General features: G+C 64.5%; 11 protein-coding genes. 2 read left to right on the top strand and 9 right to left on the bottom strand.

The window, feature by feature from the left end; genetic code table 11:
- Positions 1-11: 11 nt before the first annotated feature.
- Entirely contained in the window at positions 12-2105 is a 2094-nt protein-coding gene (locus ACOOF5_RS02435) for a S9 family peptidase (RefSeq protein ID WP_420436239.1), read from the bottom strand.
- Between the two features lie 72 nt (positions 2106-2177).
- Here ACOOF5_RS02435 and ACOOF5_RS02430 point away from each other — a divergent pair, with 72 nt between their 5' ends.
- A complete protein-coding gene (locus ACOOF5_RS02430) occupies positions 2178-2696 on the top strand; it encodes a gamma carbonic anhydrase family protein (protein WP_420436237.1) in 519 nt (172 codons plus the stop codon).
- A 69-nt stretch (positions 2697-2765) separates the two neighbouring features.
- A complete protein-coding gene (locus ACOOF5_RS02425) occupies positions 2766-3671 on the top strand; it encodes an LLM class F420-dependent oxidoreductase (protein ID WP_420436235.1) in 906 nt (301 codons plus the stop codon).
- A gap of 14 nt (positions 3672-3685) precedes the next feature.
- Here ACOOF5_RS02425 and ACOOF5_RS02420 read toward each other — a convergent pair whose 3' ends face one another.
- From ACOOF5_RS02420 to ACOOF5_RS02385, 8 genes are all read right to left on the bottom strand, one after another.
- On the bottom strand, positions 3686-6853 hold the full coding sequence (locus tag ACOOF5_RS02420; RefSeq protein ID WP_420436233.1) for a cell wall-binding repeat-containing protein: 3168 nt from the start codon (positions 6851-6853) through the stop codon (positions 3686-3688).
- Between the two features lie 59 nt (positions 6854-6912).
- Positions 6913-7944: a hypothetical protein gene (locus ACOOF5_RS02415; RefSeq protein WP_420436231.1), complete on the bottom strand. Its 1032-nt coding sequence runs from the start codon at positions 7942-7944 to the stop codon at positions 6913-6915.
- A gap of 32 nt (positions 7945-7976) precedes the next feature.
- On the bottom strand, positions 7977-8387 hold the full coding sequence (locus tag ACOOF5_RS02410; protein WP_420436229.1) for a hypothetical protein: 411 nt from the start codon (positions 8385-8387) through the stop codon (positions 7977-7979).
- 679 nt (positions 8388-9066) lie between these two features.
- On the bottom strand, positions 9067-9648 hold the full coding sequence (locus ACOOF5_RS02405) for a hypothetical protein (protein WP_420436227.1): 582 nt from the start codon (positions 9646-9648) through the stop codon (positions 9067-9069).
- 241 nt (positions 9649-9889) lie between these two features.
- Positions 9890-11239 carry an IS1380 family transposase gene (locus ACOOF5_RS02400; RefSeq protein WP_420436225.1) on the bottom strand — a complete coding sequence of 450 codons (1350 nt, stop codon included), beginning with the start codon at positions 11237-11239 and terminating at the stop codon, positions 9890-9892.
- Positions 11127-13142, bottom strand: coding sequence for a cell wall-binding repeat-containing protein (locus ACOOF5_RS02395; RefSeq protein ID WP_420436223.1), 2016 nt, complete (start codon positions 13140-13142; stop codon positions 11127-11129). Before ACOOF5_RS02395 ends, ACOOF5_RS02400 begins: the two co-directional genes overlap by 113 nt.
- A 177-nt stretch (positions 13143-13319) precedes the next feature.
- A complete protein-coding gene (locus tag ACOOF5_RS02390; protein WP_420436221.1) occupies positions 13320-13580 on the bottom strand; it encodes a DUF4160 domain-containing protein in 261 nt (86 codons plus the stop codon).
- A gap of 2 nt (positions 13581-13582) precedes the next feature.
- Positions 13583-13882: a DUF2442 domain-containing protein gene (locus tag ACOOF5_RS02385; RefSeq protein WP_420436219.1), complete on the bottom strand. Its 300-nt coding sequence runs from the start codon at positions 13880-13882 to the stop codon at positions 13583-13585.
- Positions 13883-13896 lie beyond the last annotated feature (14 nt).

The raw sequence follows: 13896 nt of genomic DNA, 5'->3' as shown, positions 1-13896 counted from the left end.
CTGCGCGTGGCTTACGCCACGTCGAGCACGTCGCAGATGAAGGCGAGAATGAAGGCCTCGTCACGCCAGGCGTCGTAGCGCCCCGACGGTCCGCCGTGGCCGGCGCCCATCTCGGTGCGCAGCAGGATCGGCTTGGTCGAGGTTGTCGTCGCTCGCAGCTTGGCGACCCATTTCGTTGGCTCCCAGTACTGCACCCGCGGGTCGTTGAGCCCTGCGGTCACGAGCAAGGCCGGATGGTCGACGGCTTCCACGTTCTCGTAGGGCGCGTACGACCGGATCGTGTCGAACGCGTCCGGATCGTTGGGGTCGCCCCACTCGTCGTATTCGGTGACTGTCAGCGGGATGTCGGGATCGAGCATCGTGTTCAGCACATCCACGAACGGCACCTCGGCGACGATGCCGCAGAACAGCTCCGGGTGGCGGTTCACCATGGCGCCCATGAGCAATCCGCCGGCGCTGCCGCCACGGGCGACGATCCGCGCAGGGTCGGCCCAGTCGGTTGCGACGAGGTGGGCGGCGCACGCAGCGAAGTCGTCGAACGTGTTCGACTTGTTGGCCAGCTTGCCGCCTTCGTACCAAGGTCGGCCGAGCTCTCCGCCGCCTCGGACATGGGTAATGGCGAAGAGGACCCCCCGGTCGAGCAACGACAGACGTGCCGCGGAGAACGACGCCGGCATCGGGATCTCGTACGCCCCATATCCGTAGAGCAGGCACGGGGCCGGCCAACTGACGGCACTCGGCTTCCACACCACGCTGACGGGCACCGCCGTGCCGTCGGGAGCTGTCGCCTTGATGCGTTCAGTTCGGTAGGCCGTCAGATCGACGTCGCCGAGCACCGGGAGTTGATCGAGCAGTTCCTGCTCGCCGCTGCCACGATCCAGCTCGAAGATGGACGGCGGCGTGACCATCGACGTGTAGCCGAAGCGGTACTGCGTGGTCTCGTATTCGGCATTCGAGCCGCCTCCAGCCTCGTAGACAGGCTCGGGCATCTCGATTTCGACGCCCGGGCCCAGCGGGAGTTCCTCGCTGGCCGTGCTGGTGTCGTGAACGCGCATCGTCACCAGGCCGTCCTTGCGCTCGTGAACGACGATGAAGTCGGCGAAGCAGTCCACGCCGTCGAGTCGGATGCCTGGCCGGTCACCGATGAGTTCTCGCCACGGCGGGGGCTCGGCCTCCGAATCGTTCGGCAGCGGTGCTTCCAAGAGACGGAAATCCTTCGCGCCGTCGTTGGTCACGACGAGCAGGCGATCTCCCTGGTGGTCGACGCCGTATTCGATGCCTTCTCGGCGCTCCTGCACTAGCACCAGCGCTGAGGTCGGATCGTCGGCGTCGAGCAGCCGGTGCTCAGAGGTGGTCTTCGATTCACACCCGATCCCGATGTACCGCTCGCTGCGAGAGGCGCCGACACCCACCCAGTACCGTTCGTCGTCCTCGCGGTACACCTCGACGTCGTCGTCGGGGTCGGTGCCGACGACATGGCGGATCACCCGGTTCGGGCGCTGGGCCTCGTCGGTGCGAACGGCGAACAGCGTCGAGTTGTCGTTCGCCCAGACCAACCCATAGCTGAGCTCGGTGAGGCCGCACCGGGGCGCGGGCACGCCGGGGCCGTCCAGCACCCGGCCGCTCGCGATGTCGACGACCGTCAGCGTGTACTTCTCGTCGCCGTCGGTGTCGACGGTGTAGGCGAGCAAGCGGTGGTCGGGGCTGGCAGCCAGGTCGCCGACGGCGAAATAGTCGTGGCCTTCGGCCAGCTCGTTCTCGTCGAGCAATACCGTTTCGGCGTCGTCGGCGCCGCCACGCGGACGCCGCACGTGGATGACGTATTGCAGTCCCTCGACCGTGCGAGCCCGGTACTCCCAGTCGTCCTTGGGCGTCGGCAGCGATTGGTGGGTCTCCTTGGTGCGCGACTTGATCTCGCCGAAGATGGCTTGCCGCAGCTCGGCCAGGTGCGCCGTTACTGCGTCGGTGTAGGCGTTCTCGGCCTCGAGATACTCCCGCACGGCGGGGTCGTCCCGGTCGCGCAGCCAGTGCCACGGGTCGGCGGTCTCGGTGCGGTGAATGCGCCGGATGTGGGGCCGCTGCGGTGCCACCGGAGGCTGTGTCATGGAGTGCGCACCGTACCGGCCGCTGTGCGCAGCGGCTCCATGAATTCAGAGGCCGACCACTAGCGTGACGACGTGCCTATCTATGCGCTTGGCGACTATAAGCCCGACATCCATCCCGACGCTTTCGTGATGCCCGAGGCGATCATCATCGGCAGGGTGACGATCGGCGCCGAGGCGTCGATCTGGTCGGGCGCGGTGCTGCGGGGCGACGACAACGACATCGTCGTAGGCGCCGGCACCTCCGTGCAAGACAACGCCGTGCTGCACGTCACCGCGGAATGGTCGACGACGGTGGGGGAGCGCTGCACCATCGGCCACCTGGCCCACATCGAGGGCGGCGTGGTGCACGACGAGGCGCTCATCGGCACCGGAGCGATCGTGCTGCACGACGCCGAAGTCGGCGAGCGGGCGCTGGTGGGTGCCGGTGCCGTGGTGCCAGGAGGCATGAAGGTTCCACCGGGAACCATCGCCGTCGGCACCCCCGCCAAGATCCGCGAGGGCGTCGACACCGCCCCGCTCATCCTGCCTGGCGTGCAGAACTACCTCGACCGCCGCGTCCGCTACATGGGCGACCTGCGCCGCCTCGACTGACCCGGCATCTCGCTTCAGGCACAGATTTGCCCTGACGCGTCTTCAGCGGCGGGGGTAGCGTCACGGCCCATGAGCATGGGAAGCATTGATCTGGGACGTATCGGCATCTGGACGGGGGTGCTCGACGCACTGCCGTCCGCGCAAGGCGTGGAATTCGTCGCTGAGGCTGAGGAACTCGGCTACGGCGCATTCTGGGTTCCCGAGGCCGTCGGGCGTGACCCGTTCGTGGCGGCTGCCCGCCTGCTGGAAGGCACCAGCACCATCAAGATCGCGACCGGCATCGCCAACATCTACGCCCGCGATCCCATGACGATGGCCAACACGCTGCGCACCATCGACGAGGCCTACCCCGGGCGCTTCCTGTTGGGCCTCGGCGTCAGCCACCACCACTTGGTGGAGTACATCCGCAAGCACGACTACTCCCGACCGCTCAGCTACATGCGCGAGTACCTCGAGCGCATGGGCAAGGCCCGCTTCATGGCCCACGGCCCCCAGGAGCTGCCCGAGATCGTGCTGGCCGCGCTCGGCCCCAAGATGCTGGAGCTGTCAGCCACCGCGACCGCCGGCGCACACCCCTACTTCGTGCCGCCCGAGCACACCGCAGTCGCCCGGGAGACCATGGGCCCCGACGCAGCGCTCTACCCCGAGCAGATGGCCATCCTGGACACCGACGCCGACTCGGCCCGGGCACTTGCCCGCAAGAACATGGCCATCTACCTGGGCCTGCCGAACTACGCCAACAACCTGCTGCGGCTGGGCTTCACCCAGGCCGACGTCGACGGCGGCCCAGACGGCGGCCCGTCCGACAAGCTCGTCGACGCCATCGTGGCCTGGGGCACCGAAGACGATGTCAAAGCCCGCGTGGACGCTCACTTCGACGCTGGCGCCGACCACGTCTGCGTGCAGGTCCTGGCACCCGATCCCGCAACCGCATTCGACGGCTGGCGCCGTCTCGCCCCCGCCCTGCTGGGTTGAGCTGCGGAATTGGGTCAGTAGTCGTAGTAAGGCCAGAGGTAGTATTCACCGGCTGTGAAGATGCCGGCTGTTGTCCACTCTGCGGAGAATCTGAAGTCTTTCAATATGTCGCCATAGTCATCGGGGTCGTTCAAAACCGGTTTGCCCGGCTCGGTAGCTGCGTAGATGTCGTAGATCCCGAGCAGAGCGCCGTCCCCAGTGTCATGGAGCAGCACTACGCCGGCCGTAGCCCGGTCGCTGTGAATCACCTGCTGGCTGTCAGGCGAGAAGCCGAAGTACCTCGGGGCGTACTCGAAGACCTGGCGCAATTCCAGTGGGATGACCTTGTCGCTTGCAATGTCGGCGATGGTCATGCCATGAGTTCGGTTGCCGCGGGCCCCGATTTCGACGTGATAGAGAAGTCGTGAGCTGTCAGCAGTCCAGGCAACGACGTGTGCCGTGGATTCGGGGCCGAAAGACTGCGACAATGGCACGTTCCAAACGGCGCCGCTTGCGGTGTCCAGCAAGGATGCGCCGAGGTTGTCATAGGTGGAGTAGCTGGGGTTCTGAACGAATTCGTAGTTCGTGTAGTGCAGGTAACGGCCATTTGGCGACCACAGTCCGCCTGATGCGGAATTGCTGTTGATTCTGGCAGCTTGCGGATCATCGGTACTGACGTCATAGAGGTAGAACCGCAGATCGTTCCACCCACGATACGTACAACCGCCTTGAGCGTTGTAGTAGTCGTAGAACGAATGGGTTTCAAAGGAGACGTGAGTTCCATTTAGAGGCACGTCAAATCCTGCGCGGTAGTAGTCACCCACGATGAACCCCTCGTACGCGAGCTGCGTCGAGTAACGATTGGCGAGGCTGACAACGTGGGCTTCCAGGTGTGGAACGCCTGTCCGACGCCCTTGTGCTGGAGAGACGTGATGACACGGCCCCTCGAGTTCCTCGATGCGCTGCACGGTGTAGAGCAACTTGCTCCCGTTCAGTAACCACACTTGCGCGACGTGATGATGCTCGTCCGACTGATTGTGGGTGATCTGAGCCACGTCCCCGGCCGCGACGTCCAGTGCGAACAGCGAATGACCGTCAGAATCCTCAGTCGATGCTCGAAAGACGAGACTGTCGCTGTCAGGTGACCACATCGGAGCGAAGCCGCTAGCGCTGTCGTCGGTGACCGCACGGGGTTCGGAGCCGGTGATGTTGAACACCGAGATCGATGGTGTACCTAGGCCGTCATGGGTGCATCGCCAGCGAAAGAACCCGTGGATGTCTCGCTCAGGCGCAAACTCGTAGTCCTCGTAGCTCTTGACGGCGACAAATCGACGATCCGGCGAGAGCAGTATCGGCTTGTCGACGAGATGGTTCCCGTGCGGCAGTGGCTGGGCCTGGCCATCTCCGACATCGACGATGTGAGCACGGTGTAGCGGAGTGTTCTCGCATCTGCTGCCGAACTGACTGGAGTCTGGACCGGCGTAGGCACGAGTGTTTGAGGGGCCGTCGGGGGGTACGGGTTCTTCGTTCCGGGCGAATTCGAGGTGCGCGTAGATCAGGCGCCGGCCATCTGCCAGCCAACCGGAGCTCACGACATGATGTGTGTCGTTCGTGGTGTTGTGCGTGAGCTGTCGCACCTCGCCCGATTTCACGTGGAGCGCGAATAGCGAGTGGCCGGCGTAGTCCTCGGTGGGAGCGCGGAACACGATGTACTCGCGACTCGGCGAGGGCGTGGGGTCAACCCAACCGTCCTGTATCAGGGGTGCGTACCAGAACTGGATGCGTGGCTGGGGCCGAACTGCGCCACTGTGAAAGTCGAGTTCGTACGTACTCCGGGTACCGCCGTCCACGCCCTCGCCGTCAATCCACTTGCCATCTTCCCAGTCGCCGTAGGGAAGCGGGGTGCCGTTTCGGACGCCCGTGAAGATGACCGTCTCGCGATCCGGAGCCCATCGAAGTCGGGTGATGCCGTCGAAGCCGGCGTCGGTGAGGTAGTAGCGGGCTTGGTGGTGTTCGTCGAGGACGACGATGTGCTGGCCGTTGCCGTCGGGGTTGTCAGCGACTGTTGCCATGCGCACTGGTGGGCGTTCGATGGCTGAGGGGTCAATGGTGACTCCGTCGCCGATGCGATGCCAGTTTGGTTCGATGCCGGTGCGGTGCCGGTACAGGTACAGGTGGTTTTGGGTGATCGGCGCGAGCCGATCGGTGTCGGTGAACAGCAGCGGGATGCACTGCGGTCCCAGCAGATGGCCAGCGGTCAGCGCGAGGTGCGGTTCTTCGGCGTGGGCGAGGCCGACGCTGTCGATTGCGTCGTCGGCGCAGCGTGGAACCTCGCCAAGCAGGTCCATGGCCAGAGCGGCCGTGTGATGGCGGTTCTCCCCGCTGAGGCGGGTGACGGTGACGTCGGTGGTCTCGATCGCGTTCTGCACGGCTGCGTTCACGGCCGCGGTGCCGCCGACGAGCACCACATGTTCGATTTCGTGGTCGGTGAGGTATGCGGTGATGCGTGGATCGAGGGCGTCTGGCGTGCTGAGCAGCAGCGGGAACGGACCAGCAGCCGCCAACGGCCCGGCCGCCACAGCGTCGGCAACGCTGCGGTCGCTGGTGATGATCACGGTGCGGCCCAAGTCACCGAATTCTTCAGGGGTGCCGATCCGCTCGGCAACGGCGATGGCAGCTCCGACTGGGTCTGCGTCGTGGACCCGTTCGATGTTTCTTGGCAGCATCCCCAAGCCGAACAGCACCGACGGCTCATGATTCGGCAGCACATCGGAGTTGCCCACGATCACCACACGACGCACTCCGGCCGATCGCAGGAACTCCACCAGATCAGGCGGCGCCGTGGACGCCTGCAATCCGCCTGGGGGCACCAGGACGACTGGCGCATCCAGCGACGCCGCAAGCGGACCTGCCGCTGCGGCATCGGTCCACGACTCACCCGACGCCAGCACCGCCCATTCCGAAGAACCAGAACCGGCGTCCACCAGTGCCTGCGCCATCTCGATCGACAGTTCATAGGCATCCGAACCGGCGTACCGAGCGATCTCCACGCCACCCGCCGAGTCCCCTGGGGCAGCCTCGGCCGACGTCTCCGCGGCGCTAGAAGCAGACTCGTCCGCGACGGCAGAATCCTCAGCAGCGCCCGCGCCAGACAGGGGCAGCAACGACGCCGCCAGGCAGGCCACCGCGGCGAGCCACCACATCGACCGCATTCGCCTCGCGTGATCGCTCTTAGCGAGCACGCCAGCGTTGCGCCGTCCGTTCACCGCGGTTGGCCCCATACCGTGAAGCCGGGGCCGAGCGGGTATGGGCACGAGAGAACAGTCCGGTATTCGTCAGCCGCTGGCAGCACCAGTGGTCCTGCCGCTTGGATGTCGGGGACGATGAACTTGGTCGCGGCCGTGTTGGTGCCGCAAGCGAGCATCTCCCCGGTCGCGGCTGCGCTCAGCCACGTCACTCCCGAGAAGCACGGATGATTGGCGGGGTGAACAGTCACAACGAATACATCGCCGTCGTGGCGCGCCTGAATGTTCCACCAGTCCCCCTCGATACGCGTTGGCCTACGCAACACGAAGCGAACCGAGGTGTCAGCGTGGCTGATGCTCACGATGTCGCCGGTGACTTCCGCGTCGGCGTTTGAGGGACGTGACCGGATCTCTGCGAGCAGCGCGTCCGAAGGCGCCTTGAGTCGCTCAGGTGCGCCGCCCCAAGGCACCAAGAACGAGGCGCTCACCGATCCAGCAGGACCGCCTAACTCGATGCCGTCGAGGCCGTGAGATACCAGCCCAACATCGCCGACACAGGCGATGGACAGCTCCGGCAAAGGAATCACACCAACAGTCCATCCCCGGCCGACCCCCGAGTCGGTCCACCGGTAGAACCGCAGATGCCAGCGTCCTTCTTCTCCCCACCGCACATCCGTCCAAGCGAGCTGCACCAGTCCTTCGAAGGGCCACTCGGGCAAGGTCTCGTCATCCGTCCAGGTCACTCTGCTGCCTGCTTCGATGGTCGGCAACGGTTCTCGCGATAGTTCAGGTGCAACAGTGAGAGCGGGTTCCTCGGTGACTTGGGCCGCTCGCTCATCGCGCGCGTACGTCTCCTCCTCGCCCGTCTGGTCGACGTATTCGTCGCCGCTCCGGACGGACGTGTCGCGGGCCGGCTTGATGGTCTCACTGCTCGGGCTGGACAGTGTTGTCGCCGCTTCGGAGCGTGGTGTCGTGGAGGCATTCACGGTGGGCTCGGTTGCTTCGGCGACGCGTTCGGCCGTGGTCGCGCATGCTGTCAGAACGAGCACCAGGCCGACCAGAGGCAGTCTCGACCGCTTCATCACTTGGCGTCGTCCCGCTCGTCGAACTCAGACGGGCCGAGTGTTGCGGCCCGTTGAAAGAACTCATCGGGATGGTCCCCGTCAAGTCGCACGCCACAGCTATCCGCCTCCACAGGCCACATCGCGTTCGGCAAAGCAAAATCGTCCGACACGAAACTGTCTTCGGATGCCACGAATACCAGCGACGTTTGCGCTTCCATCACGTAGTCGTAGCAGGCGACGACCTGGCCCGTGATTCCATCCACCACAAAACTCAGTTCGATGTCACTGCACGCCGGGTGACCCTCGTGGTTCAACGAGAGGCCGTAGTACCGGCCGTCTGAGCCCGTTGTGCCGACGCCCCGAATGGACGCTCGCCCGCCGAATTCCTGGGCCAATTTGTCCATCGTGCCGAGATCGTCAGTAGCCAAGCCCTTTGAGTCGATCTCGACAAATCCGCCGACGGGTGGTGACCACCGTGAAGCGAGAGGCAAGTATGACCTGCTCTCAAGAGCGTTGTGAAGTTGAAACGTGACAACCCGGGAATAGGTAATCTCTGTTTCGTCGCTGTACCAAGAGGATTCTTGCGTGGTGGAACCTATTCGCTCAGCTGTCATACGGATGTTCGTGCGCCTCAAGCTTGACTCTTGAGCTTCCGTATTCGAAGATCGTGTCCTCGCTATGTCGGAATGAAGGACCGGATACGCGACATCACCCCACGGAATCACATAGTGCTTGTTGCCGGGGTAGATATAGGACGCATAGCCCATGCGGATTGACTCTGCATCGACGTCCACATAAATCTCATCACACGCTCCGAATTCGATGCCCTCACTGACATCGTGCACCCTTCCGCGGCCTGTATCCCAGAACCTCCCCAAAGCCGGAGCGAAGAAGCCCTGAAACGGCCACTCAGGAGCGATGCCCCGAATGATCTCAGCCGAGCCCACGGATACAGCGACATCGTCACTCGAATTCGAACTTTGAGAGGTAGCATCCGCAGCGGAGCGCTCGAGGGCTTGGACTCCTACCGCCGGAAACAAGGCCATCAGCGCTGCCAATGTCAAGAAAAATGGCCAGGGTGAGTGGCGCCTACCCGTCTCCAGATACCTAGAAGTCATGGTACACAGCGCAGTTCCCGCGGATGCCAGTCACAGTCCAGCTCAGATCACAGAGTGGAAATCCGTCAGCGGGAAGATGGAGTGGGATTTCTGTATGGGAGCGCAAATCTGTCCATCTATTTCCGATGAGGGCGAACTGTAGGTCGTCAAATATGAATGCCAATTGCGACGCATCGGGAGCGATTGCCGTTGCCAAGCTGTCCTTGACTTGTGCAGATATCTCTACGAGCCGTTCAGCGTCGCCATTTAGCGGATCTACGCCGATGAGGGCGAGCGGATGTTGATCGTTTGGCCTCGGCGGATATTCCATAAAGAGCAACCTGGTACCGTCGCTGTTCCAGCCGTGCACTCTCAGAGTCGCGTTGATGCTGAGGTCGATGCTGGCATTGGCACCGCCGGCGACGTCATGGATGTATTGAGTTTCCGTCGAAGCTCCCGACCCGAAGTACAGATTGCTGTGCGCAATGAACCTGCCGTCCGGAGACCATCCGATCACCCAGCCTAGGCCAAGTTTTTCTGGCCCTACATCTGGCGTGAGCTGTTTGACAGCGCTGCTATCGCTTGCGGCCAAGAATACACGATGATCTTGATAAAGCTCTAGCCCTGATTATTCATGAGAATGCCGCGAGTCGTCTTTTGGGCATGCCGGTTGGCCTGATTTGTCGTGTCGGGGTTGTCGGGGTGCGGGCCGGGGCTCGGCCGGGCTGTTTTTGGCTCCGATTTGGGTGTGGGCATGCTGTGGGGCGTGTTCGGGGGCGCGGCGGAGCCGGCCCGCTGGTGCGGGCATCGTCGAGTTCGGGTGCCGCGGCGGGTCAGCGGGGGTGGGCGATGGCGAGCAGGGCTCGGGCGCCGGGGTGTTGTTGGGGGAGCCGCAGCAGGACGCGTCGTGCGCTGTGGCACACGACCGCCGGGAGGTGCCACAGCTGCCAGCGGAGCCGTTTGGGGGCTGCTCGGCGCAGCGTTCCGGTGAGGCAGCGGGTCTGGAACCATCCCACGAGCGCGAGGCCGGTCATGGCCAGGGCGGCCCAGGCGCTGTTGGCGTGCCAGTCGGTGAACGGCATGCGGGCCAGGCCGCTGTCTTTGAGCCGGCAGATGGCGTTCTCGACGTCGGCGTGTGAGCGCATGAGACGGTCGAGCTGGGCTGTGTCGCCGGTCCGGTCGGTGAGGAATCCCCAGTATCGGTAGTTGTCGCTTCCGAACAGGCTGCGCTGCGCGCCGGGATGCAATGGTTCGCGGCGCACTATCAGCCGGGTTCGAGCGGGCCAGCCCGGCAGGTCGACGAGGTCGGTGAGGTCCGCGACCTGAGCGCGGCCGGGCTTGCGCTGGCGGGGCCTCTTGGCGGCGTTGTGCCAGCGGCCCGGGTCGCCCAAAGCGCCGCGGATCGCTGCTTGGATGCCGGGCGTCGAGCGTGCTGACACCATGAACCCGATGTTGCGGTCCCGCAGTCCTTTCGCGAGCTTCGCCGAGCAGCCCGCCGCGTCGATGCGCACCACCAGCGAACGCTGCGCCAGCTCGCTGTCGTCGCCTGGGCGGTGCCCTGCCGCGTCGGGCTCGGGCAGCATCGACACCGCGGCGTCGATGACTTCGAGATGATCGGCGATGTCGTTCGCGGCGGCGTTGCCCGCCCGCTGCTTGACCCACAGCGGCTCCCCGTCCGCGGTCGAGCACACCATCGGATGAAACCCGTAGCCGCCCTTGAAATGCGGCGCTGCGCCCTCTTTGTTCTCCGAGTGGATCTCCACCAATGTCGAGTCGACGTCGAGGACCAGCGGGCGACCACGATCGTGACCGGCCCACAACCCGGAGCGCACCGCTGCCGCTGCGCTCATCAGCGCCGCACCGCCGCCGGGGCCCAGACCGGTGAGAGTGCGATACAGCGTGGAGTCCGACGCCACCTCGCCGAACAGCTCACGCTGAGCGCGCAGATACTCGATATCGGTGCACGCCTCACCGCCGCCCGCCAGCACCAACAACGCATGAACCAAAACCGCGCCGCGGTCATGAACCGGAGCACGCTCCCCGCGTGCGGGCACCGCCGCCGACAGCGCTTCAGTCAGCCCCACACGGTCCGCGAACCGCCCCAGCGCGAACAGGCCCGCACCCCAAACAACCCGGTCCCCGCCGCCTGTCAACTGCGCGTTCGTGACACTGGTAGGTTTCACCTCGGAGATGCCCCCCTGAACTCGCTGATGCTTGACTCAACGCCATGCATCGTCGCAGGTCAGAGGGGCTTTTCCGCGGACCCACACCGCACCGACCCACAGCCCCATGAAGAATCAGGGCTAACTCCTCGACGGTGCCGATAAACGCAAGATGGCTGCCATCGGGAGACCACCAAACCTCGCCGTCGGACGACGTATATGCGTACACATCGGTGACGGTCCCGGTCATGATTTCAATGATGTGCAGTGACTCTGGGTACCAATATCGCGCGAAGATTCCCATGTCCACGCGGGATTGAGTGAACGCGATTCTTGTACCGTCCGGCGACCAGGACCTAACGGTGTCGTTGATGTCATTGTGTGTCAGGCGCGAGGTCGTTCCCTTGGTCGCGTCATATAAGAACATCTCTGCGGCATGATTCCAGTACGCGCCGTCGCCACAGACGTCACCCATACAGGTTGCGGGATCGTCGATAAATGCGGTGAACGCGACTTTGTCACTGCTGGGCGACCACTCCGGCCAATGCCATGTCGGCAGGTAGCGGAAAGCATGATCGCCAATGGTCGCCTCATTGGCCTCTCCAGTTTCGATATCTAGAACGAACATACGTTTCGTACCGGCGATTGCCAGCCGGGCGCCATCAGGTGACCAAGCGAACTGGCTGGGTGTGAATCTCGAATTCTCGACAGACGTATCTCGACCGGGCGCAACGGCGTAGAAACTTCGCTCACCCTTCTCGTCCACGACGAGGACGCCTGACTCATCGCGGTCCGTGTTGCCGGTGCGCTTACGCGCAACTGTGGCGAGGCGAATCGGCGGAACAGAGACTTCGACGACGGAGTCCGGAATAGCGGCTCGGTCGCTGAATACCTGAACGAGAATCTCCCGTGAACCGTGCTTGGCCAAGTAGAGGGTGTTGCGGATGTCTGCTCGGAGTTGTCCGTGTTCGGTGTAGCGCAACGATGTGCAGGCTTGGGCGAGCAAGGGGCCGGCGGTGAGCGCACGTTCGGGGTGCCGGGCCGGTGCGAGTCCGATGTGGATGGGGCTGTCATTGCAGGCGGCGTTGTCGGTGTTGTGCTGGTCGAACAGGTCGGCCACAAGCCGTGCGGTGTCGATGCGGTCACGGCCGGCGAGGCGCGTGACCGCGGCGCCAGCGGTCTCGATTGCTTCTTGGGCGGCAGGTGCCATGGCGGCTGTGCCGCCGACCAGCACCACATGTTCGATTTCGTGGTCGATGAGATATGTCGTGATGCGCGGGTCGAGCGCGTCGGGTGCAGTGAGCAGCAGCGGGAATGGTCCTGCAGCTGCCAACGGCCCGGCGGCGACTGCGTCAGCAATGCTTTGGTCGCTGGCGATGATCACGGTGTGGCCCAAGCCTCCCAGCTGCGCGGGGGCGCCGATCCGCTCGGCGACTGCTATCGCGTTTGCGACCGGGTCGGTGCCGTGGAACCGCTCGACGTCGCGGGGCAGCGTCCCCAGCCCGTACAGCACCGTTTGTTTGTGGTCCGGCAAGACAATGCCGCTGCCCACGATCAGCGCTCGACGCACGCCCGTCGACTGCAGGAACTCCACCATATCAGACCGCGCTGTAGGGAATTGCAGGCCGCCGGGCGGCACCAGAACCACCGGTGCATCCAGCGACGCTGCCAGCGGACCCGCCATGGCCGCATCAGTCCACGACTCACCCGAAGCCAACACGACCCACTCCGAAGTGCCGTCCTCAGCGTCTACCAGCGCCTGCGCCAACTCGATCGACATCGCATACCGATCCGAGCCGGCGTAGCGCACGACTTTCACGCCACCCGCCGGGTCCTCGGGGCCAAGATCAGCCGACGCCTCAGCGGCATCAGGAGCAGTTTCGTCCGGGCCGGCAGGTTCCTCAACGGCGCCCACGCCCGTCATCGGCAGCAGCGACGCCGCTAGCCAGGCCGCCGCGACCAACCACGACCGTGACTGCCTGCACCCCGACCCCCCATCACCTGAGCGCATGAGTGCTCTTGATCGTCTCAAAGAACCAACCCCGCGGCCGAAGCTACCGCCCTGCCGCGGCCCCGGTTCCCGCGGATCGCCGATGCCGTGTTATTCCAGCGGCGCGATTCCTGCCGGCGCCCGACCGCTGCGCAGCGCCTCCCACGCGGTCCGAAGCTCAGCCCGGTGCAGCGCGGACCACTCGTCGACTATGTCCTGAGCACGTCGAGAAAGCGAACCGCGCAAGAGCTGAGAGTTCTCGACATCGACTAGCGCCTCGTGCTCGCCGTACCGGGCATGGAAGTGCGGCGGTGGATGATCACGTGCATACATCGTGATCACGATGCCGAAGAATCGGCTGAGTTCTGGCACTGCTAGCGGACGGCTGCTGCGTTTGAGTCGCTGCGGAATTCGTCGAACGACTGGCCGGTCAGGTCCAGGTAGAGGCTGAGCGGGCAGACATCGACCCCGTCGTCGTCACCCCACGCCACCGCGCCGCTGTCAGGAACGATGTGAGCGCTGCGCCAATAGCCGGCATCGGACCACGCAGAGAAGATGCCGCCTGTCTCGGCACTGTCCGACAGGTCAACCTCGCCCGCGATTCCGTCGTCGAACCGCACCCAGATGGCGTACGGCTGGCGGACCTCGAGTTCGACGACATACGGCGAGAGCACGAACCCAAGCGTAA

This window comes from Candidatus Poriferisodalis sp. (assembly GCF_965214215.1).
Lineage (GTDB): Bacteria > Actinomycetota > Acidimicrobiia > Acidimicrobiales > Poriferisodalaceae > Poriferisodalis.
This window is presented reverse-complemented; position numbering and strand designations above follow the sequence as displayed.